The organism is Sphingomonas sp. Sph1(2015), assembly GCF_001970915.1.
In the GTDB taxonomy this organism is placed as follows: Bacteria; Pseudomonadota; Alphaproteobacteria; order Sphingomonadales; family Sphingomonadaceae; genus Sphingomonas; species Sphingomonas parapaucimobilis.
This window is the reverse complement of sequence record NZ_MQUI01000036.1, coordinates 1-25,042: the sequence shown is the minus strand read 5'-3', so window position 1 is coordinate 25,042 and position 25,042 is coordinate 1. Positions and strand designations below refer to the sequence as shown.

Here is a 25,042-nt window from a genome sequence, read left to right as displayed (position 1 = left end):
GCCGCCGCCTCAGGCGTGATCGATGACGATGCCGTCGATCTCGTCGGCGACATCCTCGAACGCGTCGAGGATGCGCTCCAGATGCTTGTAGACTTCCTTTTCGATGACGAAGCGCAGCGTGTCGCGCTCGCCGCATTCGTCCAGCGTGCGCTTCAGGCCTGCCGCATGGATCTCGTCGGCACGCCCTTCCAGCCGGACCAGCTCCTCGGTCAGCGCGTGGAGGCGGTCGCCGTTGCGCGCGACGTCGCGCATCAGCGGCATCGCCTCGACGGTCAGCCGGGCCGCCTCGACCGCGACCGCCGCCATCTCGCGCATCTCGGGCGCGAAGTTGGTCAGCCGGTACAGGCCGATCGCGGTGGCCGCCGCGTTCATTTCGTCGATCGTATCGTCCAGCGAGCCGATCAGCGAGGTGATCGAGGCGCGGTCGAACGGCGTCAGGAAGGTCGAGCGGACCGAGGTCAGCACCTGTCGCGTGATCTCGTCGGCGTCATGCTCGCGCGCGGCGACGACGGCGATCTCGTCGGCGGTGTGACCCTGGCTGTCGAACAGCCGAACGGTGGCCTCGGCCCCCGCAAGGATGGTGGCGGCTTGCGCCTCGAACAGCTCGAAGAAATTTCCCGTCTTCGGCAGGAGGCGTTGGAACCAGGCGAACATCAGTCGGTAAACCCCGATAGTGATCCGATAACGTACACGTCTTCAGGCCGTGACCGATCGGGCCACGACGAAACGCCGGACCGTCAAAGGGTCAAGAACCGAGGATGGCACGAACGCCGCCCCCCTGACCAGACGCAGGCCCCCCGTCAAGCAAAACCGGGTTACAACTCTGTGACAACAGGGTCCAGAGCGGCCGCGCCAAGGCGGTTGAGCCATGGCCACGACCGATTGCAAATTCATCGGCCATTGTGGTTTTTCCGCATCACCTCTGTCACGCGAGCGCCATAATGCGCCTCTAACGGCCCGCCCTACCGGGAGAATCTAACCAGTCGGGCGGCGTGAACCGCCCGCCGGAGCGTGGGGACTATATGAAATCGGTTATCAAGACCGCGGCGCTGCTGGGCGCTGCGTGGGGAACGCTGGCGACCGCGCCTGCGATGGCACAGACGGCCGCCGATCAGGGCAACGCCCAGAATGGGGCCACCACCGCCGCGACCGACGAGCAGCAGGGTCTGGGCGACGTCGTCGTCACCGCCGAGCGCCGTTCGGAAAGCCTGAACCGCGTGCCGGTGTCGGTCGGCGTGGTCAGCGGGTCGAACCTGCGCACCTTCCAGCAGGGCGGTGAGGACATCCTGGCGCTGTCGGGCCGCGTGCCCGGCCTGTATGCCGAGACGACCACCGGCCGCATCTTCCCGCGCTTCTACATTCGCGGCCTCGGCAATATCGACTTCTATCTGGGCGCGTCGCAGCCCGTGTCGATCATCCAGGACGACGTGGTCCTGGAGCATGTCGTGCTGAAGTCGAACCCGATCTTCGACGTCGACCAGGTCGAAGTGCTGCGCGGGCCGCAGGGTTCGCTGTTCGGTCGCAACACGACCGCGGGCATCATCAAGTTCGACACGATCAAGCCGACGCAGAGCTTCCAGAGCCGCGCCACCGCCTCGATCGGCAGCTACAACACGATCAGCATGGACGCCGGTGTCGGCGGCCCCCTGATCCGCGACGTGCTGGCCTTCCGCCTGTCGGCGCTGGTCCAGCATCGCGACAACTGGGTCGACAACACCTATGCGGGCACCAGCCTGGACGGCACGCTGACCCCGAAGAACAATGCCATGGGCGGCTTCACCGAGCGCGACGTCCGCCTCCAGCTGCTGCTGACGCCGACCGACACGCTGTCGTTCAACCTGTCGGGCCATGCGCGCTGGTATGACGGCACCTCGACGCTGTTCCATCGGGCTGCCCTGAAGAAGGGTTCGCGCGACGTGTCGGCCGAACCGCGCGACCGTGTCGCCTATGACGAGGGTCAGAACAACCCGCAGTCCTACGACACGCAAGGCACCTCGCTGCGCGCCGCCTGGGACATGGGTGGGGCTGAGCTGACATCGATCACCGCCTATGAGACCACGGCGGGCTTCAGCAAGGGCGACACCGACGGTGGCGCGGCCGCGAACTTCCCTGTGGGCGGCCAGCCCAACGGCTATGGCCTGAGCCTGGGCCAGGTGCGGGGTCTCGACCAGTGGACGCAGGAAGTCCGCCTGGCCTCGACCGGCACCGGCGCGTTCAAGTGGCAGGTCGGCGGCATCTATTTCGACAGCCGCGACGTCACCGACTTCTATCAGCGCCGCTTTTTCCTGCTGCCCGCCTACAACCCGGCCGCGCCCGGCAATCCGAACACCAACAACCCGGACAACTGGGTCCGCCTGCACAACGTCAACACCTCATGGGGCGTGTTCGGGCAGGTCAGCTATCAGGCGACCGACCGCCTGACCCTGACCGCCGGTGGCCGGATCAGCGAGGACACCAAGCGCACCCAGCTGCTGAAGGCACCGGGCCGTCCCGACGGTGGTGTACGCTATACCGGTCGTCGCGACGTGCGCCTGTCGGACACCCAGCCCAGCTGGGACCTGTCGGCCATGTATGAGGTCAATCCGAACCTGAACGTCTATGTCCGCGCGGCACAGGGCTTCCGTGGCCCGACCATCCAGGGGCGTTCGGCGGTGTTCAACTCGGACTTCTCGACTGCCGGTTCGGAAACGAACCTGTCGTTCGAGACCGGCTTCAAGTCGAAGCTGTTCGACAACACGCTGCGCCTGAACGCGGCGGCCTTTGCCTATCGCGTCAAGAACATCCAGCTGAACGGCAACGACTCGGACGGCAACGGCGTACTGCTCAATGCCGACAAGGCGGTGGCGTACGGCCTGGAAGCCGATGCCCAGTGGCTGCCGGTGCGCAACCTGGCGCTGTCGGCGGGCGTCAGCCTGCTGCACTCGGAGATCCGCGACCGCAACGTCAGCGTCCAGACCTGCGGCCTGAACGGCGTGATGGTCTGCACCGTGCTGAACGGCCCGGTGACGACCCGCACGATCTTCGGCTCGAAGGCGTTCTTCGTGCCGATCAACGGCAACCCGCTGCCCAACGCGCCGGAATATAACGTCAACCTGGCGGCCAAGTACGACATGCCGCTGGCCGATGGCGGCAAGGCGTTCATCTCGACCGACTGGAACCTGCAGGGCTATACCAACTTCGTCCTGTACCGGACCAAGGAGTTCACCTCGAACGGCAATTTCGAGGGCGGCCTGAGCATCGGCTATGCCGCGCCGAACGACGACTGGAGCCTGTCGGTCTTTGCCCGCAACATCACGAACGAGAAGAACCTCAAGGGCGTGATCGAGAACTATATGGCGGCCGTGTTCAACGAACCGCGCATCATCGGCGTGTCGTTCACCGGCAAGTATCGCTGATCGGCTCGACCGCGTGACGGAAAGGCCCGCCCCTCAGGCCGAGGGGCGGGCCTTTTGTTATCCCCCGTCCGTTCAGCCTGAGCGACGTCGAAGGCCATGGGCAGACATTGGCCAAGCCGCCCGGTTAACCCGTGCGCTTCGACTACGCTCAGCGCGAACGGACGGGGTGGGGTCGATCCCACCCCCGTTCAGCCTGAGCGTAGTCGAAGGCCACGCCCTACCCCCGCCGCAAAATCCGCAATCGCCCGGCCGTCACCGGCTTTGCCCTCGCCCGCGCATGGCGCTCGGCATGGGCGAGCAGCATGTCCAGATCCTCGCGCGCGATGTCGAAGCTCTCATGCATGTCCGCCAGCGCGGCATCGACATCCTCGGCCCGGATGCGCGAGGCGTCGCCGACCGGCGGAGCCAGCGCGGGCTCGTGCGGATAGCTGCGCCCCGTCGCCCGGTGGAAGAACATGCCCAGCGCCACCAGCGCGATCGAGTTGATCGCGACCGGCGCAAAGGCGAAGGAAAAGCCCGCCGCATGGATCCCCTGGCTGCCGATCACCGCTGTCAGCGCCGCCGCGCCGCCCGGTGGATGCAGGCAGCGCGCCAATGACATGACCAGGATCGCCCCCCCGACCGCGCACCCGGCCGCCAGGGGTAGCGACGGGATCGCCTGGAACATCGCTACCCCGACCAGCGTCGACAGGACATTGCCGCCGACCACCGACCAGGGCTGGGCCAGCGGGCTGGCGGGCACGGCGAAGACCAGCACCGCTGAGGCCCCGAGCGGTGCGACGATGATCGGCAGGTCGGGACCGAACATGGGCAGGCCGCCGCACACGATGATGGTCAGCGCGATGCCGATGACCGCCCCGGCACAGGCGAGCAGACGGCCGGACAGCGTGGCTCCGGCGAGCAGGGGTTGGAAGAAGCGCATGGTGGCCTATGGGGTTTGGCGTTGGATAAGCCCCTCCTCCCGGCAGGGGAGTTTCAGGTCGGTCATGCCCCCGGCATGACCTAAACGATGCGGGGCATCGTTTACCTGAAACTGGTTTGGGGTGGGGGCTGCGCCGCAAGCGACGGTTTCGGTGAGACACCTTGCCCTCCCCCGGCCCCCTCCCGCCTGCGGGAGGGGGTGCGTTTTCTGGCAGGGTTTTGCCCCCTCGATCCTCGGCCAGGAACACCACGCCCGGAATGGCGATGCTGCGGCCGGACGAGGTAAGGCGACCGTCAGGGGCGACGCGGAACGCCACGACCGTCCCCGATCGCTCGTTCGCCACCAGCATCTCCCCCCGCCCCTCGCGCAGCAGGAAGAAGCGCGGCCAGTCGCCGCCGGTCGGGACATGCTGCACCACCCGGGGCTCGCCCCTGGCATCGAGCGCGAAGACCGTGATGCTGTTCGCGCCGCGATTGGAGACATAGAGCGTCCGCCCCGCCCGATCGATCGCGATATGCGCGGCATAGGACGGCCCCGTCGTCCCCTCGGGGAGCAGCGCGTGTTCGCCCGCATCACGAAAACGCCCATCGGGCAGCGCATCGAGGACGAACAGCTTCGGCGTCAGTTCGCAGGCGAGATAGGCGCGCGGCAGGGTCGGGTGGCGGACCATGTGGCGCGGCCCCGCCCCCGCCGGAGCGGACCAGGCCAGCACCGGCTCGGCGAGCGTGCGCGCCACCGGATCGAAGCGATAGGCGAAGATCGCATCCGCCCCCAGATCGACCGCATGGAGCCAGCGCCGGTCGGGGCTGAACCCCACCCAATGCGCGTGCGGCCCGGCCTGACGCTCAGTGTTGGGGCCGTGACCGCGATGCTGGAACAGTTGCGCCGCGCCGGTCGCGCCCGTGCGCCGATCCAGCCGATAGAAGGCGACCGAACCGCTGGAATAATTGGCGACGGCCAGACAGGCCGATGCATGGTCGATCGCGACATGACATGGGTCCGCCCCGCCGGTCGAGGCACCGCCCCGCGCGGTCCAGTCCGGGGCATAGCCGGTCACGCGCCCCTCGGCCTGTTCGCGCAGCAGATAGACGGTGCCGTTCGGACCGCCACCCACACCGTAGGAAGCATTGATGATTCCCGGCACCGGCCGGCCTACGCGCCCGTCGACGATGGGATACACACCCTTGCCACCCTCATTGGCATAAGTGCCCGCGATCAGTCGGTCCCGCGCCGACACGCGCGCGAACAGCGGCTCGCCCGCGACGCCCAGTCCCGTGGCCACGATCGCGCCCGCTATCACCTCACGCCGTGTCGTCGTCATGCCGCCTCTCCGTTCGGCGGCCTTCAAACGCCAAAGGGGGCAGGAAGGCAATCGCCTTCCCGCCCCCCGGCGCCTGCGATGCGATCAGCCGATCAGATCGCGACCACGCCGCCGTCATTCTTGGTGATGACGATGGTGGCCGAGCGCGGACGGATCGTCGCCGAGGCCGAACCGCCCTGGCTGTCCGGCCAGTTGCTGGTCGGGGCCGCCGGGCTGCTGGCGTCCTCGCCCGGATGCTGGATGTTGACGAACACCGACGTGCCGTCCGGCGTCGAGTGGATGCCGGTGATCTCGCACTGCTTCGGACCGACCAGGAAGCGCTTCAGCGTCACGCCCGGCGCCTTGCCGATGCGGGTGGTGACGGTCGCGCTCGCCCCGCCCGCGCTGCTCGTCACCGGGCGGGTGCCGCCATCGCCGACCCGGCCCGGGATCGCGGCCAGCATCATGCAGTTGGTGACGTCGGTGAAGGCGCCGTCATCGGTCTGGATCCACATCACCGGCGTCTGCTGCCCTGCGACATTGCTCGGCAGGCTGAACCACAGGCCATCGGGCGACGAGAAGTCGTTGGTCGCATCCAGGCCCGACAGGTTGATGTTGGTCGGGTCCAGGTCCGCCCCCGCCCCGAAGGCATAGACGTCCCAGGTGAAGCTGGTCGCCTCGGTCGTGTCGTTCGTCTCGCGGATACGGATGATGTGGCCGTTGCGGTTGCCGACCGAGGTCGATGGCGCATCGACATAGGCGCGCGGGTTGGCCGCATCGACGCCGGTCAGGCTGCCCGAGGCGACCGGGCGGCGCGAGGCGTTGTTGGTCAGCGTGCAATACATCTCGCCGGTCGCCGGGTTGACGGCGGTCCATTCCGGCCGGTCCATCTTCGTCGCGCCCAGCACGTCGCCCGCCAGACGGGTGTTGATCAGGACATCGGCCTGGTCGGCGAAGGGATAGATGCTGTTCGACGAATTCAGCCCGTTCTGCCCGAAGACCAGCGGCATCCACAGGCCGGTGCCGTCCGCATTGAACCTGGCGACATAGAGCGTGCCATTGTCCAGATACTTGTCGCCCACCGCCAGACGATCGCTGGCGCTGGCGTCCGAGGCATTCCACGGCGTCGCCGAGACGAACTTGTAGATATATTCGTTCTGCGCATCGTCGCCCATGTAGAAGGCGGGGCGGACCCCGGCGATCATCCGGCCGCTCTGGCAGCCTTCATGGTTCATGCGGCCGAGCGCGGTGCGCTTGCGCGGGGTCGAGTTCGGGTTGAACGGATCGATCTCGACCACCCAGCCGAACTGGAACGGCTCGTGCCGGAAGTCGGCGGTGCCATCGGCGGCCAGCGCGGCGTTCGCGGTCGCGTTCCAGCGGCGGAAGATCGTGCTCGACGCGTCCGACGGCGTGACCGTGGTCCAGCCATAATTGCCCGAGCGCCCCTCGCTGATGCCATAGCGCGCCAGCGAGACGTTCTGCCGGGCCGTGGTCGCGGTCCGCACCGCCGCGTCACCGGCGGTCCGGCGGAAATAACCCGCCCAATTCTCTTCGTTGGTCAGGTACGTGTTCCACGCCATCGTGCCGTTGGCGCAGTTGTTGATCGTGCCGCGGCCCATGGTGCCGTTGGTCGAATAGGCGGTCTTCAGCCAGGCATTGCCCTTCACCGGGCCGCTGAACGCCATCGGGGTATTGGGCGTGATGCGGCGGTTCAGCGACGAGCTCTGGACATAGGTCCAGGCGCCGTTCGTGCGGGCGACCTCGACCACCGAGACGCCGTGGCACTCGATCTCCTTGATCGCTTCCGCCTCGGGACGCGGGGCGGGCGTCGGGCCGTTGGCATGGAGATAAAGCTGGGTGATGTTCTCGTGGTTGAGGACCAGAAGCCCCCGCGTGCTGCTGTTCGGGTCCGGATTGGCGCCCGACGAGGACAGGCCGAAATAGCTCATCCCGTCATGATGGTCGCCCGCGCGCTGCGCGAAATTGGTGTCGGTGCCGTTATTGCCAAATGCCGGGACGGCGCTGCTGATCGGATCGCCCAGGCGATAGAGCACGGTCACGCTATAGCCCGAGGGCACCGTCACCACATCGGCCAGGCTGTGCGGCACGGCGGTGAAGTCGAGCGTGATCGGCGTCACGGTGACCGTCACCGTGTTGTTGGTGACCAGACCGTCGCGGCTGGTGATCTCCAGCTTGAACGCCAGCTGCGTCGCGGTCGCCACGGCGGGTGCGCGGAACGAGGCGACCAGCTGGTTGGCGCCCGTCAGCGTGACCGACGGACCCCCCGTCTGGCTCCAGTTCACATTGGCGACCTGGCCGCTGCCGACCGTGCCGGTCAGCGTGACGGGGCGGCCCGCCGCGACGCTGGCGGTGCTGCCCGCCGCGGTGGCGGTGACCGCCTGCGGGTTCTCGTCGTCGCAACCGGCCAGCAGCGCCCCGCCGAACAGCGCGGTGGTCATCGCCGATACGCCGTGGCGCAGCGTCTGGCGGCGCGACAGGCGGGTGGCGATCAGGTCGCTCATATGCGCATTCGCAGAGCGGTTGGTGTCGATGTCGCCATCATCATAGGCGACCATGGTGTTGATATCCGACATGGAATTTCCCCCGATACCGCGCGGGAAGCGTTGCGGTAGACAGGGGGGCTTTGCCGCCCGACCAAGTCATCCACGCTTCATTTCCGCGTCATGTCGGTGACCGATGCGTGACTGGGACATGACAAGATCGTCATGCGATGGGATCGCTTGACTCCCCGGCGTGATCCCCGTAAGGGCAGCCCCGCATCCGGATGGGCTTGCCCGTTCGGATTCCGTCCAAGACAGCAGGTGCCGGGGAATATGCCCTGGCTTAATCTCCTGCCGAGACGGGGAAAAGGATTTTGCCGGTCGTACCACTCGCTGGTCCCGCCCGGTCTGCCCCGCGTTTCTCACGCGTCGGTTGCCCATTCCCCATCGCTGGACACCCCGAGGGGTGGTTTCATCCCCCGGTCAAGCAACCGGGATGGTCGTTCGCGGCCGTTCCAACCATGGAGAATGGCATGGATCGCGATCAAAAGAGCCAGGCCGTCGCCGAACTGAACCGCAACTTCAACGAGGTTGGCGTGGTGGTCATCACCCGCAACCACGGCATGACCGTCGCTCAGTCGACGGCCCTGCGCACGAAGATGCGGGAAGCCGGCGCGACCTACAAGGTCTCGAAGAACCGGCTTGCCAAGATCGCAGCCCAGGGCACCGACTATGCCGGTGTCGCTGACATGCTGACGGGTCCCGTCGGCATTGCCAGCTCGATCGATCCCGTGGCCGCCGCCAAGGTGGCCGTGGACTTCGCCAAGACGACCGACAAGTTCGAGATCGTCGGCGGATCGATGGGTGCGAACGTCCTTGATGTCGCAGGCGTGCAGGCGCTGGCGACTCTGCCCTCGCTGGACGAGCTCCGGGCGAAGATTGTCGGCCTCATCGTGGCACCCGCCACGAAGCTGGCAACCATCACCCAGGCTCCCGCGGCGCAGATCGCCCGCGTCCTCGCGGCTTATGCCGACAAGGACAAGGAAGCCGCCTGATCTTCGGGCGTACACGATTGAACTGACACACTCGGGCCATTTTAGACGGCCCGTATTGGAGATAAGACCATGGCAGACCTGAACGCGCTGGTTGACCAGCTGAGCGAGCTGACCGTCCTCGAGGCCGCTGAGCTCTCGAAGCTGCTCGAAGAAAAGTGGGGCGTCTCGGCCGCCGCGGCTGTTGCCGCGGCTCCTGCTGCTGGCGGCGCTGCCGCTCCGGCCGCTGAAGAGAAGACCGAATTCGACGTGATCCTCACCGGCGACGGTGGCAAGAAGATCAACGTCATCAAGGAAGTCCGTGCGATCACCGGCCTGGGCCTGACCGAAGCCAAGGCGCTGGTCGAAGGCGCTCCGAAGCCCGTCAAGGAAGGCATTGCCAAGGACGAGGCCGAGAAGATCAAGAAGCAGCTCGAAGAAGCCGGCGCGACCGTCGAGCTCAAGTAATCGGACTACGGCTGGGCAACCGGCCGCACCCGTTCGCTTGGCGAGCTAAAGTTAAGGGCGGCCCTTTCGGGGGTCGCCCTTTTCTGTTGGGCGAGCGTCTTCAGGTCGGGACGACGGCCAGCCACCGGATTGACTCCGGCGATCACTATGCCGAGGAGGTAGAGGCCTATCGCTCCGACTGGGGCGCCGCACTCGCCGAATCCTCGGAGCAAGCCTATGGACGGCGGTACGTCGCCTATTGGGAAACCCGCAACCTGCGTATGGTGGCGAACATACGCGAGGTGCTGGGCCGCGCGCCTGGGACGCGGCTGATCGCGATCGTCGGTGCGTCGCACAAACCCTATTACGAGGCCTATCTGAACCAGATGCGCGACGCGACGCTGATTAATATCGCTCCCCTGCTGCGATAGGCACTACCCGGGCTGATCCTGGAGCCGTGCCCAGGGCTGCACCCGCCGCACGTCGAGGCCACAGACGCCACGAAGCCCATGTCGCCGCGCATAGGTCGCCACCCGCCCATCATAGTCCGCCGCCAGCGGATCGCCGAAGTGCCAGTCGGGCGGGTTGAAGGTCGAGAAGCCGTTGATCGTCGGCACCCGCCACAACTCGGCCAGGAACATGCCGTCGACATTGTGCGGATAGAGCTTGTGCAACTCCTCGCTGATATAGAGCGGCTCGGTCACCCGCGACGCGGTGACGTAGAATACGCGACAGTCGCGCGGCGGCCGCGGAATCGCGAACAGGGCGGCGCGCTGCTCGGCGCGGCTGAGCTGGGCGGGCGTCTCGGCGCTCAGATTCTCGGCGACCAACAGCGCGACGATCGCCGCCACCCAGGCCGGACGCTTCTCCCGCAACCGCGCCGCCTGCGCCCTCCAGCCCGCCACGATGATGAGCAGGAACGGCAGGGTCAGCCACAGCTGGTAACGCGACACGGTGCGCAACCCCTTGGCCCCCGGCACCAGTTCGAACACGAGCAGCCAGGGCGAGGCATACCAGAATTGCAGCGTCAGGACCCAGGCGACCATCATGGCCAGGGTGAAGGCGCGCAACGTTACCGGCGCCTCGGCTTGCCCCACCTCTCTCCGCACGACGATCCGCCAGGCCGCAACCAGCAGCAGCGCGACCATCAACAGCGGAAATCCCGCCTCATGCTCGCCGCCCAGCACCCGGCGCGGCAGGTCGGGATCGTCGGGCAGCAGATGATGGACCAGCGCGTGAAGCGGCGTGAACAGCCAGCCCCATATGTAATTGCCCGGCCCCACATTCACCATGTCGATGACCGGCGTGACGAGATAGCCCAGCATGTCCTCCAGCCCCTCGCCTCCCGTCTCGCGCATCTTGGGCAGGTAGACGATCAGGAAGGGCAGGATCAGGACGGCAAAGGCCGCGACGCCGACCGCGATCGTCCCGGCATGGCGGCGAACCAGCGCAAAGGCGGCGGCGGGCCGCGCCTGACCGGTCATCACGCCCCAGCACAGCAGGAACAGGCAGGCCGAGAAGATGGTGAACCAGGCCATGTAATAAGAGGTCATCAGCCACGCCGCCATCAGCGCGGCCAGGCCCACCGCCCGCACCCGCGCCGCGCCATGCCGCCCCACTCCCTCGGCCCGGACGCATGTAATCGCCAGCATCATCGCAAGGGGAAGTAGCGCGACACTCTGCAACTGGGCATGGACCGCCTGCAGATGGATGTTGCTGGCGATCGTCCAGAGCAGCGCGACCAAGACCGCCGCCCCCCGCCCCCAGCACAGGGTGCGCGCCACCAGGGCATAAGCGGCGAAAAAGCCGATCGTCTTGAACGTCAGGATATTGAGCGTGTCGGCATGGAACGGATCGGCGACCAGCCGCCACAGGCTGTAGACGATGCCATAGAGGAAATAGCCGTCATTATAGCCCAGCGTGCCGCCATAAGGGTGGAAGTAGAAGCCGCTGTTCCATGACGACACCCCCGACCAGACGTTGCGCCAATGTTCGAGGATGGTCATCTCGATCAGCGCATCGCCGCGCTCGCCGAATCCCAGATCGAACCCGCTGGCGATCGGCATGCGGAAGAAGATTAGCATCGCCACCAGCCAGGCCGTCAGGACGACGAAAATGTCATTCCAGGCAATCCTGCGGCGACCGTGAATGGGATCTGAAATCATGGCGCTCGCCTATGTCGCCAATACGCCTCTGTCGAGCAGCAATCAGGTCGCCGGATTTGGCTATTTGCGCATTTTTGCAAATAAAAGAATGGGTAAAACAGGAAATCAGCCGAACATTAGGCGCCACATTGCAACATCGAACACCAGAATATCGCTACCTCACTTCGCGTCGCCAATGACTGGACTTCAGCGCACCGACCCTCATCGGGGTGCGACGGCGGTGGATAAGCATTTGATCTACAATGGGAAGACGGATCCTCTGCTACTTTATCCCAATGGCATCGGCGGCCAGGAGGCGTTCGTGATCCTCGCTGCGCTCTCCAGCCATGGCCATCTGGCGGCGATCGATATCGTCCCGATCTGGTCGAGAGGATATTCCCGAAGGATGGAGAGGCGGGTCGGGAACGGCCCGTCTTTGCCGTTGAGGGATGTGGGACTCGGGTGGCAAGGCCATCATGCGAGGATCGTTCGTTCAGCCGATTGCGTTTCCGCTCATTGGAGCATGATGACATAGGATCGAACCGAGCCTAGAGTCGAAAACGATCAACTCTGCTCACCCCTCCCCTTCAGGGGAGGGACCGGGGGTGGGGCGCTTCCGCAAGCGAAACGCCCATGGCGATGCCCCACCCCAACCCCTCCCCTGAAGGGGAGGGGCTAAAACCGTGCAATGCTGATCGCTTTCAACTCTAGCCCCCCTTTAGGGGAGCGGTTGAGGTGGGGCATCGTCACAGGCCCGGCGTTTGCCGAAACGCCTCACCTCCTGCCCCTCCGCTGAAGGGGCGGGGGGAAGCGCGGACGGAGGGGTGTCCCGCTATCGAAAGCTGCCCCCCCTCTGCCAGCGTCGCTGTTCTCCCTCGCCTTGCACTGGGGAATGGGGAGACCGCCATCACCGCTCATAGCAAAACCGCCCCGACCAGGAGCGGTCGAGGCGGCTGCAATGCGTTCGAATCTCGGGCTAATTCCGGCGCCGTCTTACTCCGCCGCCTCGACCACCGCATTGGCGTCCGACTGGCTGTATACCCGGTCGAGATAGTGGTTGGCGATGATGTAATGCGCTCGAACGGCAGCAGGATGGGTCGCCTTCTGGGCCAGTTCGAGTTCGGTTTCGGCACGCTGATAGAAATAGTCTTCGTCAATCTCAGGCGACGTCATTTCAGGTCTCCGGGGTCCCGACGATGCACCAATAACCCGCACATCCCCGGGATCTTCTCCAACATTCGTATATGGTTGGGAGGGCGTTTCGGTTCCTGCGTCCGGCCTTGCGCACCCTCCATTCGGCGCAAAACCGTCGTTTTTTCTGTTACAAATCATGGCCGGGAACCGCGGGCCTGCTTCAGATCAAGGGGCCGCCCTGTTGGCGGTAAAAAGCCGCCGCCCGGTTGCCCGGACGGCGGCCCTTTCATTCCAATCCGTCAGTCGGATCAGTCGTTCAGATACTCACCGGCATCGGCGTCCGTGCCGTGGCCCGAGGGTGCGACCTCGGCCAGCGGATCGTTGCCGGTGCCGCCCGCGTCACGCGCCGAGCGAGCCTGTTCGGCAGCCCGCTCTTCGGCGGCGCTGACCGGTGCGACGATCGCCTCGGCCAGCTTGCGCTGCTGCGCACGGAGCGCCGCGTCGCGGCTGGAGGCCGCCACACGCAGGCGGTTCATGCCAGCGCCGGTGCCCGCCGGGATCAGGCGGCCGACGATGACATTCTCCTTCAGGCCCATCAGCGTGTCCTGCTTGCCTTGGACCGCCGCCTCGGTGAGGACGCGGGTGGTCTCCTGGAACGACGCCGCCGAGATGAAGCTGCGAGTCTGCAGCGACGCCTTGGTGATGCCGAGCAGGACGGGCTTGCCCTGCGCACGCGCCTGGTTGGCGTCGAGCTTTTCGTTGATCGCGTCCATTTCCTCGCGATCGACCTGCTCGCCCTTCAGCAGCGTGGTGTCGCCGCCGTCGGTGATCTCGACCTTTTGCAGCATCTGACGAACGATCGTCTCGATGTGCTTGTCGTTGATCTTCACGCCCTGGAGACGATACACTTCCTGGATTTCGCTGACCAGATATTCGGCCAGCGGCTCCACGCCCATCGTTTCCAGAATGTCGTGCGGATCGGGCGAACCGCCGATCAGGTTGTCGCCACGCTTGACGTAGTCGCCTTCCTGAACATCGATCACCTTCGACTTCGGCACCAGATACTCGACCACATCGCCGCCATCCTCGGGCTGGATGCCGATCTTGCGCTTCGCCTTGTAATCCTTGCCGAACACGACACGGCCCGAGACCTTGGCGATGATCGCCGAGTCCTTGGGAACGCGTGCCTCGAACAGCTCGGCGACGCGCGGCAGACCGCCGGTGATGTCGCGGGTCTTGGCCGACTCGCGGGCGACACGCGCCAGAACGTCACCGCCCTGCACCTGCGCCCCGTCCTCGACCGAGAGCGTCGCACCCGGCGCCAGCATGTAGCGACCGGCCTCGCCCGAATTGTCGTCGAGCAGGGTCATGCGGGGACGCAGATCCTCCTTCGACTTGGTCGAGGCGCGATATTCGGTGACGACACGCTGGGCGATACCCGTGGCTTCGTCGACCTGCTCGGTCAGGGTCTTGCCCTCGATCAGGTCCTGGAACTTCACCGTACCGGGGTTTTCGGTGATCACCGGCATGGTGAACGGGTCCCACTCCGCCATGCGGTCGCCCTTCGACACGATGTGGCCATCGTCGAACAGGACGTACGCACCGTAGGGAATACGGTCGACCGCCAGCTCGCGGCCGTCCATGTCGACGATCGCGATCTCACCCGAACGGCTCAGCACCACGCGACGACCACGCTGATCGGTGATCAGACGCAGGTCGCGGAATTCGACCGTACCATCGGCCGCCGCTTCCAGGTTCGACTGCTCGTTCAGCTGCGCCGCACCACCGATGTGGAAGGTACGCATGGTCAGCTGCGTGCCCGGCTCACCGATCGACTGCGCCGCGATGACGCCGACCGCTTCACCGATGTTTACCGGCGTACCGCGCGCGAGGTCACGGCCATAGCACTTGCCGCAGACACCGATCTTCGACTCGCAGACCAGCGGGCTGCGGATCTTGACCGACTGGGTGTTCGCCGCCTCGATCTTAGCCACCATCGGCTCGTCGAGCAGGACGCCCGATGCGATGATGACTTCGCCGGTCTTGGCGTTGACGATGTCCTCGGCCGTGGTGCGGCCCAGGATACGCTCGCCGAGCGAGGCGATGGTCGAGCCGCCCTGCACGATCGCCTTCATCTCCAGGGCGCGGGTCGTGCCGCAATCCTCTTCGATGATGACGCAGTCCTGGCTGACGTCAACCAGACGACGGGTCAGGTAACCCGAGTTCGCCGTCTTCAGTGCCGTGTCAGCCAGGCCCTTACGCGCGCCGTGGGTCGAGTTGAAATATTCAAGGACGGTCAGACCTTCCTTGAAGTTCGAGATGATCGGCGTTTCGATGATCTCGCCCGACGGCTTGGCCATCAGGCCGCGCATACCCGCCAGCTGCTTGATCTGGGCGGGGCTACCACGGGCGCCCGAGTGGGCCATCATGTAGATCGAGTTGATCGGCTTTTCACGGCCTTCCATCGGGCCGTCCTCATAATGACGGACCGCCTTGATCTCGTTCATCATCGAGTTCGCGACCTGGTCGCCGCAACGGCTCCAGGCGTCGATCACCTTATTGTACTTCTCCTGCTGCGTGATCAGGCCGTCCTGATACTGCTGCTCGAAGTCCTTCACCTGCTCGCGCGTCTCGTCGACCAGACGATCCTTGTCCGGTGCGATGATCATGTCGTCCTTGCCGAACGAGATGCCGGCGCGGAACGCGTGACGGAAGCCCAGTGCCATGATCGCATCGGCGAACAGCACGGTCTCCTTCTGGCCGGTGTGACGATACACCTCGTCGATCACCTCGCCGACGTCCTTCTTGGTCAGGACGCGGTTGACGATGTCGAAGGGCACCTTGTGGCTCTTCGGCAGCGTCTCGCCCAGCAGCATGCGGCCCGGCGTCGTCTCGAAGCGCTTGAGATACTGGTTGCCCTGCTCATCGGTCTGCGGAACGCGACTGATGATCTTGGTGTGAAGCGTCACGGCACCGGCGAAGAGGGCCTGATGGACCTCCTCCATGTCCGCCAGCATCATGCCCTCGCCCGGTTCCTTCTGCTTTTCGAGCGAGAGGTAATAGAGGCCCAGCACCATGTCCTGCGACGGCACGATGATCGGCTTGCCGTTGGCGGGCGACAGGATGTTGTTGGTCGACATCATCAGGACGCGCGCTTCCAGCTGCGCTTCGAGCGACAGCGGAACGTGGACGGCCATCTGGTCGCCGTCGAAGTCGGCGTTGAAGGCCGAGCAGACCAGCGGGTGAAGCTGGATCGCCTTGCCCTCGATCAGCACCGGCTCGAACGCCTGGATGCCCAGACGGTGAAGCGTCGGCGCGCGGTTCAGCATGACCGGGTGCTCGCGGATCACCTCGTCCAGGATGTCCCAGACTTCCTTGCGCTCCTTCTCGACCCACTTCTTGGCCTGCTTAAGGGTCATCGACAGACCCTTGGCGTCCAGACGGGCATAGATGAACGGCTTGAACAGCTCGAGCGCCATCTTCTTGGGCAGGCCGCACTGGTGCAGCTTCAGCTCCGGACCGGTCACGATGACCGAACGGCCCGAATAGTCGACGCGCTTGCCGAGAAGGTTCTGGCGGAAGCGGCCCTGCTTGCCCTTCAGCATGTCGGACAGCGACTTCAGCGGACGCTTGTTGGCACCCGTGATCGTGCGGCCGCGACGGCCATTGTCGAACAGCGCGTCGACCGCTTCCTGCAACATGCGCTTTTCGTTGCGGACGATGATGTCCGGCGCACGCAGCTCCATCAAGCGCTTCAGGCGGTTGTTGCGGTTGATGACGCGGCGATACAGGTCGTTCAGGTCCGAGGTCGCGAAACGACCGCCGTCCAGCGGCACCAGCGGGCGCAGCTCGGGCGGGATGACCGGAATGACTTCCAGGATCATCCACTCGGGACGGTTGCCCGATTCCAGGAAGCTCTCGACGACCTTCAGCCGCTTGATGATCTTCTTGGGCTTCAGCTCCGACTTGGTCGTCGCCAGCTCTTCGAGCAGCGCGACCTTCTCGCCTTCCAGGTCGAGATTCTCGAGCATGATGCGGACCGCCTCGGCGCCGATCCCGGCCGAGAAGGCGTCCTCGCCATATTCATCCTGCGCGTCGAGCAGTTCGTCCTCGGTGAGAAGCTGATACTTCTCCAGCGGGGTCAGGCCCGGCTCGATGACGATATAGGCTTCGAAGTACAGCACGCGCTCGAGCTGCTTCAACTGCATGTCGAGCAGCAGGCCGATGCGCGACGGCAGCGACTTCAGGAACCAGATGTGCGCGACGGGTGCCGCCAGTTCGATATGGCCCATCCGCTCGCGGCGGACCTTCGACACCGTGACTTCGACACCGCACTTTTCGCAGACGATGCCCTTGTACTTCATGCGCTTGTACTTGCCGCACAAGCATTCGTAATCCTTGATCGGACCGAAGATGCGCGCGCAGAACAGGCCGTCACGTTCCGGCTTGAACGTGCGGTAGTTGATCGTCTCGGGCTTCTTGATCTCGCCGAACGACCAGGAACGGATCTTGTCGGGCGACGCGATACCGATCTGAATCTGGTCGAAGGTTTCCGGCTTGGCCACCGGATTGGCGAAGTTGGTCAGTTCGTTCATCTTGCTTTCCTCACAGGGAGGGAAAATTCATCGGGCGAGCTTGAGCGGAGGCCGGTGGAGCATTTCGCCCCGCCGGCTCCGTTTCTTACTCCGCCGCCTCGGCCAGACCGTCGTCCTGCGCCTCTTCCATCGACTTGAGGTCGACGTTGAGACCCAGCGAGCGCATTTCCTTGACCAGCACGTTGAAGCTCTCCGGGATGCCCGCCTCGAAGGTGTCGTCGCCCTTGACGATCGCTTCGTAGACCTTGGTGCGGCCGACCACGTCGTCCGATTTCACCGTCAGCATTTCCTGGAGCGTGTACGCCGCGCCATAAGCCTGCAGCGCCCACACTTCCATCTCACCGAAGCGCTGGCCACCGAACTGCGCCTTACCGCCCAGCGGCTGCTGGGTAACGAGCGAGTACGGCCCAATCGAACGCGCATGGATCTTGTCGTCGACCAGGTGGTGCAGCTTCAGCATGTAGATGATGCCCACGGTCACCTTGCGGTCGAACTGATCGCCGGTGCGCCCGTCGAACAGGTCCGACTGGCCCGAGGTGTGCAGACCCGCCAGCTCCAGCATCTCCGACACGTCGCTCTCGCGTGCGCCGTCGAACACCGGGGTCCCCATCGGCACGCCGGTGCGGATGTTCTGGACCAGCTCGGCCACTTCCTCGTCGTCACGGTTCTGGATGTCTTCGGCATAGTGATCGCCGTAGATTTCCACGAGCCGCGCCTTCACCGCTTCCGGCACCGCGCCCGGCTTGGCGTCGGGATTGGCTTCGCGCCAATCCTCGAGCTGCGCCGCCACCTGCATACCCAAGTTGCGCGCCGCCCAGCCCAAGTGGGTCTCGAAGATCTGACCGACGTTCATGCGCGACGGCACGCCCAGCGGGTTCAGCACGAGATCGACCGGCGTACCGTCCGCGAGGAAGGGCATATCCTCCTGCGGCAGGATGCGGCTGATGACGCCCTTGTTGCCGTGACGGCCGGCCATCTTGTCGCCCGGCTGCAGCTTGCGCTTCACCGCGACGAAGACCTTGACCATCTTCAGCACGCCCGGCGGCAGCTCGTCACCACGCTCAAGCTTGTCGCGACGGTCATGGAACTTGTCCGTGATCCGCTTGGCGGCTTCGTCATACTGCGCCTTGACCGCTTCCAGATCGCTCTGGCGCGCATCGTCGGCGACGGCGAACTTCCACCACTCGTGGCGATCGACCGATTCCAGCACCTCGGCATCGATGACGATGCCCTTCTTGACGCCCTTGGGCGCGGCGGTGGCGGTCTGGTCGAGCAGCATCTCGCGCAGGCGGCTCCAGGTCGCCCGGTTGAGGATGGTGCGCTCGTCGTCGGCGTCTTTCTTCAGACGCTCGATCTCCTCGCGCTCGATCGCCATCGCGCGCTCGTCCTTGTCGATGCCGTGACGATTGAAGACGCGCACGTCGACGATCGTACCGGCCACGCCCGGCGGCAGGCGGAGCGAGGTGTCGCGCACGTCGCTGGCCTTTTCACCGAAGATCGCGCGGAGGAGCTTTTCCTCCGGCGTCATCGGCGATTCGCCCTTCGGCGTGATCTTGCCGACCAGAATGTCGCCCGGCTCTACCTCGGCACCGACATAGACGATGCCCGCCTCGTCGAGGTTGCGCAGCGCCTCTTCACCCACGTTCGGAATGTCGCGGGTGATATCCTCCGGCCCGAGCTTGGTGTCGCGCGCCATGACTTCGAACTCGTCGATATGGATCGACGTGAACACGTCGTCCTTCACGATCCGCTCGGAGATGAGGATCGAGTCCTCATAGTTGTAGCCGTTCCAGGGCATGAACGCGACGAGCGCGTTGCGGCCCAGCGCCAGCTCGCCGAACTCGGTCGAGGGGCCGTCGGCGATCACGTCGCCCGCCTTCACGACGTCGCCCACCTTCACCAGCGGACGCTGGTTGATGCAGGTCGACTGGTTCGAGCGCTGGAACTTCATCAGCGTGTAGATGTCGACGCCCGACTTGCCCGCATCGACCTCTCCGGTCGCGCGAACCACGATGCGGCTGGCATCGACCTGGTCGACGATACCGGCGCGCTTCGCCGCGATCGCCGCACCCGAGTCGCGGGCCACGGTCTCTTCCATGCCGGTGCCGACGAAGGGCGCTTCCGCCTTCACCAGCGGCACGGCCTGACGCTGCATGTTCGAGCCCATGAGCGCGCGGTTGGCGTCGTCGTTTTCCAGGAACGGAATGAGCGAGGCGGCGACAGAGACGAGCTGCTTCGGCGACACGTCCATCAGCGTGATCTGATCGGGCAGCGCCATCAGGAATTCACCCGCCTGACGCGCCGAGACGAGGTCCTCGGTGAAGCGGTTGTCCGCATCCGTCGCGGCCGAAGCCTGGGCGACGGTGTGCTTCTGCTCTTCCATCGCCGACAGGTACACGACCTCGTCGGTGACGCGGCCGTCGATCACCTTGCGGTACGGCGTCTCGATGAAGCCATACTTGTTGACGCGGGCGAAGGTCGACAGCGAGTTGATGAGGCCGATGTTCGGGCCTTCCGGCGTTTCGATCGGGCAGATGCGGCCATAGTGCGTCGGGTGAACGTCGCGGACTTCGAAGCCCGCGCGCTCACGCGTCAGACCGCCCGGCCCGAGCGCCGAGACGCGACGCTTGTGCGTCACTTCGGAGAGCGGGTTGGTCTGGTCCATGAACTGCGACAGCTGCGACGAACCGAAGAACTCACGCACGGCCGCCACGGCGGGCTTGGCGTTGATCAGGTCGTTCGGCATCACGGTCGACACGTCGACCGACGACATGCGCTCCTTGACCGCACGCTCCATGCGCAGCAGGCCGACGCGATACTGGTTCTCCAGCAGCTCGCCCACCGAACGCACGCGGCGGTTGCCGAGATTGTCGATATCGTCGATTTCGCCCTTGCCGTCCTTCAGGTCGACCAGCGTCTTGACGACCGCCAGAATGTCCTCGGTGCGCAGCGTCGTCACCGTGTCCGGGCAGTCGAGGTCGAGGCGCATGTTCAGCTTGACGCGACCCACGGCCGACAGGTCGTAGCGGTCGGGATCGAAGAACAGGCCGGCGAACAGCGACTCCGCCGTCTCCAGCGTCGGCGGTTCGCCGGGGCGCATCACGCGGTAGATGTCGGACAGCGCCTGCTCACGCTCTTCGGCCTTGTCGGCCTTCAGCGTGTTGCGGATCCACGGACCGGTCGCGACATGGTCGATGTCGAGCAGTTCGATCGTGTCGACGCCCGCCTTGTCCAGCGCTTCCAGATTCTCGGCGCTGATCTCGTCACCCGCCTCGACGTAGATTTCGCCGGTCTGCTCGTTGATGAGGTCGTAGGCGCTGTAGCGGCCGAAGATTTCCTCGGTCGGGATCAGCAGCTGCGACAGGCCGTCCTTGGCCGCCTTGTTGGCCGCGCGGGGGCTGATCTTCTGACCGGCCGGGAACACGACCTCGCCCGAGTCCGCATCGACGATGTCGAACATCGGCTTGGCGCCACGCCAGTTCTCGGCCTGGAACGGGATCTTCCAGCCGCCGTCGCCACGAACGAAGGTCAGGCGGTTGTAGAAATAGTTGAGGATCTCTTCCGAGTTCATGCCCAGCGCATAGAGCAGCGCCGTCACCGGCAGCTTGCGCTTGCGGTCGATACGGACGTTGACGATGTCCTTGGCGTCGAACTCGAAGTCCAGCCACGAGCCGCGATACGGGATCACGCGCGCGGCGAACAGATACTTGCCCGAGGCGTGGGTCTTGCCGCGGTCATGGTCGAACAGCACGCCCGGCGAACGGTGCATCTGGCTGACGATGACGCGCTCGGTGCCGTTGATGAAGAAGGTGCCGTTCTCCGTCATCAGGGGCATGTCGCCCATGTAGACGTCCTGCTCCTTGATATCGATGACCGACTTGGCTTCGGTATCGGGATCGACCTCGAACGCGGTCAGGCGCAGCGTGACGCGCATCGGCGCGGCATAGGTGATGCCCCGCTGGCGACACTCTTCCACGTCGAACTTCGGGTCTTCGAGGACATAGTCGTCGAAATCCAGATAGGCGGTGCCGGCAAAATCCTGGATCGGGAAGACGCTGCGCAGCGTCTTTTCCAGCCCCGAGACATGGCCCGTGGACTTGTCCGAGCGCAGGAACTGCTCGTAGCTTTCGCGCTGAACCTCGATCAGGTTCGGCATCTGCACCACTTCGTGGATGTCTCCGAACACCTTGCGGATACGCCGCTTGGCGGTGCCGCCATCGCCCTTGCGCGGGGCGGAGCCGCTGTCGATCGCCTTGGTTGCCATGGGTCTGTCTGCCTCGTCAGCCGTAAATCATTGCCCGGATGCCTCCGGACCAGACGCAACGACAGACGCCGAAAGGCCGCGCGCAAGTGTCTGCGGCGGCATCCGGCGTCCGTTGAACCAGCGATCCTCCATTCGACCGACACGCTGCGCGAAGGCGCGTCATTTCCCGAGGATCGTGGTGAGTGACCGCGATATAGGCGCTGCACCCCCGAGTGTCAAACCGACGCACGCGCAGGCAGGGGCAAAGTTCCCGCTGGCGCAGGGCTTGCCACATATTGGCCGCATATGGGGTTACTATATGGGGTTGCATCCGCCGGGCCTCCGGGGCACGGCTGGTGCGGCCGGGTCTGGGACCCGGACGGCGGTTGAAGATTGTAGTTACCACGAGGAATGCATTTCATGACATCGTCCGGGCCGCGCCGCGCCGCGCGCCTTCTTGCCCTGACGCTGGTGCCGGTGCTCGCCCCGCTGCCCGCCGCTGCCGTCCCGTTCCAGAGCACGTCGCAGGACAATGATGCCGCGCGCGCAGGCACCGGCGGGCTGGAGGGATTCAGCCTGAGCCCGCGCCTTTCGACGCCGCAGGCCAATCCGTCGGCCGTGCCGACCCCGCCGACGCCGCGCCTGATCCTGCCCAGCCAGACCACGCCGCAGGCCGCCCCGGCCGCGACGCCGACGCCGCGCGCCACCCCGACACCCCGGCCGATCCCGCGCGCGACCCCCACGCCGACGCACAGCCCGACGCCGGTCGAGACGCCCGAGCAGCAGAATGACGCGGATCGCGGGCTACCCTTCTGGCCGCTGCTGATCGGCACGGGCCTGGCGGCGCTGGCCATCGGCATCTGGCTGGGTCGTCGCAGCCGCAAGGTTCCGGCGCTCCCCGCCCCGACGTCGCGCGCCGTCGCCGAGCCGGTCGCGCCGCCGCGCATACCGACTGGGGCGTGTCCCGCTGCGCCTATGCGGTCGGGCTGGAGCGGACGGATTCCAGCAAGCTGTCGCCGATCTGGCTCGACCAGCCGGGGCGGATGTACGATCAGGTCGCCGCTCGGCCGCATGTGATGCGGGGGTGAGGTCGGGTGGTCGAAGGGTGGCCTTCGACTTCGCTCAGGCTGAACGGAGGTAGAGGGCTTTTCCAAACAGCCGTTCAGGCTGAGCGAAGTCGAAGCCCACGCCCCATATTTCGTTGCTACCCCGCCCGCATGTCCTCGGTAATCACATGCGGCGCGGTTTCACCGAAGCTGCGGACCAGCGTCTCGAAGCCCAGCCCCTCGATCCGCAGTTCGTTGAACGCGGGCGGCGTCTTGCGCGTGCGCTTGGACAGGGTGCCAGCACCGATCATCCGGATGATCCGGCCGTCACGGTCGATCGGCACGTCGAACGGGTCATGGACATGGCCCGACAACACCGCATGCGCGCCCGCCGCCGCCAATTGCGTCAGCGCTGCGTCGCCGTTGCGGGTCTTGGCGGTGCCCTTGGTCGGCCCCTCGATCAGCGGGTGATGCGCGGCGACCAGGATCAGGTGATCCTTGGGCGCCTGTTCGATCAGCGCCAGTGCGCGGCGGAGCGAACCGCTGCTCACCCGCCCCTTGGACCAGTTCCACCGCCATTGCGCGCGCGCGGTGGTCTTCAACGGCACCACGGTCACGCCGGGGAGGTCAAGCGGCTTCTCGATCATCCGTTCGATCGCGGCGTAACGCTGGTACGGCGCGAACAGCCGCCGGAACGGGTCCCAATAATAGGGGATGTCGTGATTGCCGACCTCAACCGTCACCGGCACACCCAGCGATTGAAGCCACGCGCCGCCCGCCTGGAACTCGCGCTTGGTCGCCCTCATGGTCAGGTCACCGGTCATGATGACCGCATGCGGCTTTTCCGCCGAGACCCGCTCGGCGAACCAGGCGAGCGCGGCGGGGTCCTCGGCACCGAAATGCACGTCGCTGACATGAAACAGGCGGATCATGCCGCCTGTCCTAGCCGCTGCCCCTGCCTCACGGCAACTCGGCCAGCGCGCGCGGCTCGTGCATCGGGCAACCATTCACCCGACCGCGATAGTCGGCCGAGAAGCGATAGGTATCCTTACGCGCCCGATTGATATTGCCCAGCGGCTGGTGCGCCGCCAGACCGTGCCAGATGCTGTAGGACAGCGCATCGTCGATCGCGTTGGTCTGGCCGTCCTGCCAGCTGATCTGCGGTTCGGCGGTGAAAGTCGCGACGGTGACGTACGGGCTATCCTCTTCGCTCCATTCGGCGGTGGCGTCCTCGATCGGCATGGCGTCGAGGTCGCGGTTCAGCTGGACCCGCAGCTCCCACTCGCCGCCTTGCTCGATCATCACCTCGCGCACCACCTCGCGAAGGGCGTCGGGGCGGTCATGCGTGCTGACCGTATCGCCGGTCAGCTGGGTCAGCGCAGGGCTGACCGGGAACAGGCCGAACTTGGCGATATGATCGCCGTAGCGGAACGGGGTCTGGCTGTAATAGGTCTCGCCCAGCGGATGCACCTGCTTCGATCCGCCCAGCGTCTTGAGCGTCGCGCTCTCCAGGCCGACCGTCTCCAGCGTGGCCTCGACCCCGCGCAGGATGCCGGACAGCAGCTTCTTGCCGCCCTCGAACTTGTCCGTCGTGGAGGCGAGCATCTTAAGGTTCTTGGCGAAGGCATCGGCCGTCGGCGCGGTGAAGACCGGCGCATTGGCCATGACGAAATCCTGCGTCGCATCGCCTTCCGATCCGGGCAGCCGCTCGCCCTCGACCCCGATGACCTTGAGCGCGAGGCCGCGCGGCAGGCCGATGGCGTCGTCCAGGATATCGCCGGGATTGGTCGAGATACGCGCCACCGCGTCATACGCGCCCGGCTTCGCGAACAGCCCCTGCGCCAGTTCGGGCGGAAGATCGTCATGGACCTTCAGCTTGCCCCGGATGATGCCATGCGCCTTGGCATGGACGGCGCGGACGCCATGGCCATAATCCTTGGAGGTGGTGTCGAGGATATGCTCGAACGACTGCTTCATCTGGTCGACGGTTTCGCCTTCTTTGGGGCTAACGTCTTCGACCTGGGGGGTGAATGCGACGGGGGTCTTCATCGGGGCTCTCCCTGTGGGTCCCCACCAACCCATGTTGGGGGATAGCGTTCCTTTCAGTCACGGACTCGATGACAGCGCACGCCCTCCCGTCTTGCCGCTCCCCTCCCGCAGGTGAGTTTCAGGTCGGTCATGCCCCCGGCATGACCGACCTGAAACTGGGATGGGGGAGGGAAGGCCACAAGCGACAGGCTCTATGAGACTGCTTGCCCTCCCCCCAACCCCCTCCCGCCTGCGG

The 25,042-nt window shown here is 65.5% G+C and carries 15 protein-coding genes and 1 pseudogene; 6 read left to right on the top strand and 10 right to left on the bottom strand.

Annotation, left to right across the window (positions count from 1 at the left end):
- Positions 1-9 precede the first annotated feature (9 nt).
- Positions 10-654 (bottom strand): DUF47 domain-containing protein, encoded by a 645-nt coding sequence (locus tag BSZ14_RS13850; RefSeq protein WP_042483828.1) that lies wholly within the window; start codon positions 652-654, stop codon positions 10-12.
- Positions 655-1,022: 368 nt separating this feature from the next.
- Between BSZ14_RS13850 and BSZ14_RS13845 the strand changes: the two genes are divergently transcribed.
- Complete coding sequence (locus tag BSZ14_RS13845) at positions 1,023-3,395, top strand: TonB-dependent receptor (protein ID WP_076711373.1); 2,373 nt, start codon at positions 1,023-1,025, stop codon at positions 3,393-3,395.
- A gap of 217 nt (positions 3,396-3,612) precedes the next feature.
- On the opposite strand, the gene BSZ14_RS13840 is transcribed toward BSZ14_RS13845, so the two are convergent.
- From BSZ14_RS13840 to BSZ14_RS13830, 3 genes and pseudogenes are all read right to left on the bottom strand, one after another.
- On the bottom strand, positions 3,613-4,317 hold the full coding sequence (locus BSZ14_RS13840; protein ID WP_076711362.1) for an HPP family protein: 705 nt from the start codon (positions 4,315-4,317) through the stop codon (positions 3,613-3,615).
- 253 nt (positions 4,318-4,570) lie between these two features.
- Positions 4,571-5,638 (bottom strand): annotated as a pseudogene (locus tag BSZ14_RS13835) (lactonase family protein); the annotation flags it as partial.
- Between the two features lie 92 nt (positions 5,639-5,730).
- Entirely contained in the window at positions 5,731-8,211 is a 2,481-nt protein-coding gene (locus tag BSZ14_RS13830; RefSeq protein WP_076711361.1) for a PhoX family protein, read from the bottom strand.
- A gap of 440 nt (positions 8,212-8,651) precedes the next feature.
- On the opposite strand from BSZ14_RS13830, the gene rplJ reads away from it, so the two are divergent.
- From rplJ to BSZ14_RS13815, 3 genes are all read left to right on the top strand, one after another.
- Positions 8,652-9,173: a 50S ribosomal protein L10 gene (gene rplJ, locus BSZ14_RS13825; protein ID WP_042483938.1), complete on the top strand. Its 522-nt coding sequence runs from the start codon at positions 8,652-8,654 to the stop codon at positions 9,171-9,173.
- A gap of 69 nt (positions 9,174-9,242) precedes the next feature.
- Positions 9,243-9,617 (top strand): 50S ribosomal protein L7/L12, encoded by a 375-nt coding sequence (rplL, locus tag BSZ14_RS13820; RefSeq protein ID WP_076711360.1) that lies wholly within the window; start codon positions 9,243-9,245, stop codon positions 9,615-9,617.
- 86 nt (positions 9,618-9,703) lie between these two features.
- Entirely contained in the window at positions 9,704-10,027 is a 324-nt protein-coding gene (locus tag BSZ14_RS13815; protein WP_241823765.1) for a DUF5694 domain-containing protein, read from the top strand.
- A 3-nt stretch (positions 10,028-10,030) separates the two neighbouring features.
- Here the strand turns inward: BSZ14_RS13815 and BSZ14_RS13810 are convergent, their stop codons facing one another.
- Positions 10,031-11,761 carry a hypothetical protein gene (locus BSZ14_RS13810; protein ID WP_241823764.1) on the bottom strand — a complete coding sequence of 577 codons (1,731 nt, stop codon included), beginning with the start codon at positions 11,759-11,761 and terminating at the stop codon, positions 10,031-10,033.
- Between BSZ14_RS13810 and BSZ14_RS13805 the strand changes: the two genes are divergently transcribed.
- A complete protein-coding gene (locus tag BSZ14_RS13805) occupies positions 11,760-12,275 on the top strand; it encodes a hypothetical protein (RefSeq protein ID WP_139330453.1) in 516 nt (171 codons plus the stop codon). The two genes, BSZ14_RS13810 and BSZ14_RS13805, sit on opposite strands and share 2 nt — an antisense overlap.
- Before the next feature lie 458 nt (positions 12,276-12,733).
- Here BSZ14_RS13805 and BSZ14_RS13800 read toward each other — a convergent pair whose 3' ends face one another.
- The 3 genes from BSZ14_RS13800 to rpoB all read right to left on the bottom strand — a co-directional run bounded on the left by BSZ14_RS13800 (position 12,734) and on the right by rpoB (position 21,733).
- A complete protein-coding gene (locus tag BSZ14_RS13800) occupies positions 12,734-12,913 on the bottom strand; it encodes a hypothetical protein (protein WP_076711358.1) in 180 nt (59 codons plus the stop codon).
- A 269-nt stretch (positions 12,914-13,182) separates the two neighbouring features.
- Positions 13,183-17,469, bottom strand: coding sequence for a DNA-directed RNA polymerase subunit beta' (gene rpoC, locus BSZ14_RS13795; protein WP_042491446.1), 4,287 nt, complete (start codon positions 17,467-17,469; stop codon positions 13,183-13,185).
- Between the two features lie 85 nt (positions 17,470-17,554).
- On the bottom strand, positions 17,555-21,733 hold the full coding sequence (gene rpoB / locus BSZ14_RS13790; RefSeq protein ID WP_076711357.1) for a DNA-directed RNA polymerase subunit beta: 4,179 nt from the start codon (positions 21,731-21,733) through the stop codon (positions 17,555-17,557).
- A 399-nt stretch (positions 21,734-22,132) separates the two neighbouring features.
- Here rpoB and BSZ14_RS19715 point away from each other — a divergent pair, with 399 nt between their 5' ends.
- Positions 22,133-22,789: a hypothetical protein gene (locus tag BSZ14_RS19715; RefSeq protein WP_158069212.1), complete on the top strand. Its 657-nt coding sequence runs from the start codon at positions 22,133-22,135 to the stop codon at positions 22,787-22,789.
- Positions 22,790-22,916: 127 nt separating this feature from the next.
- On the opposite strand, the gene BSZ14_RS13780 is transcribed toward BSZ14_RS19715, so the two are convergent.
- Positions 22,917-23,690: a metallophosphoesterase family protein gene (locus tag BSZ14_RS13780; protein WP_076711355.1), complete on the bottom strand. Its 774-nt coding sequence runs from the start codon at positions 23,688-23,690 to the stop codon at positions 22,917-22,919.
- Positions 23,691-23,718: 28 nt separating this feature from the next.
- On the bottom strand, positions 23,719-24,807 hold the full coding sequence (locus BSZ14_RS13775; RefSeq protein ID WP_083748262.1) for a catalase family protein: 1,089 nt from the start codon (positions 24,805-24,807) through the stop codon (positions 23,719-23,721).
- Positions 24,808-25,042 lie beyond the last annotated feature (235 nt).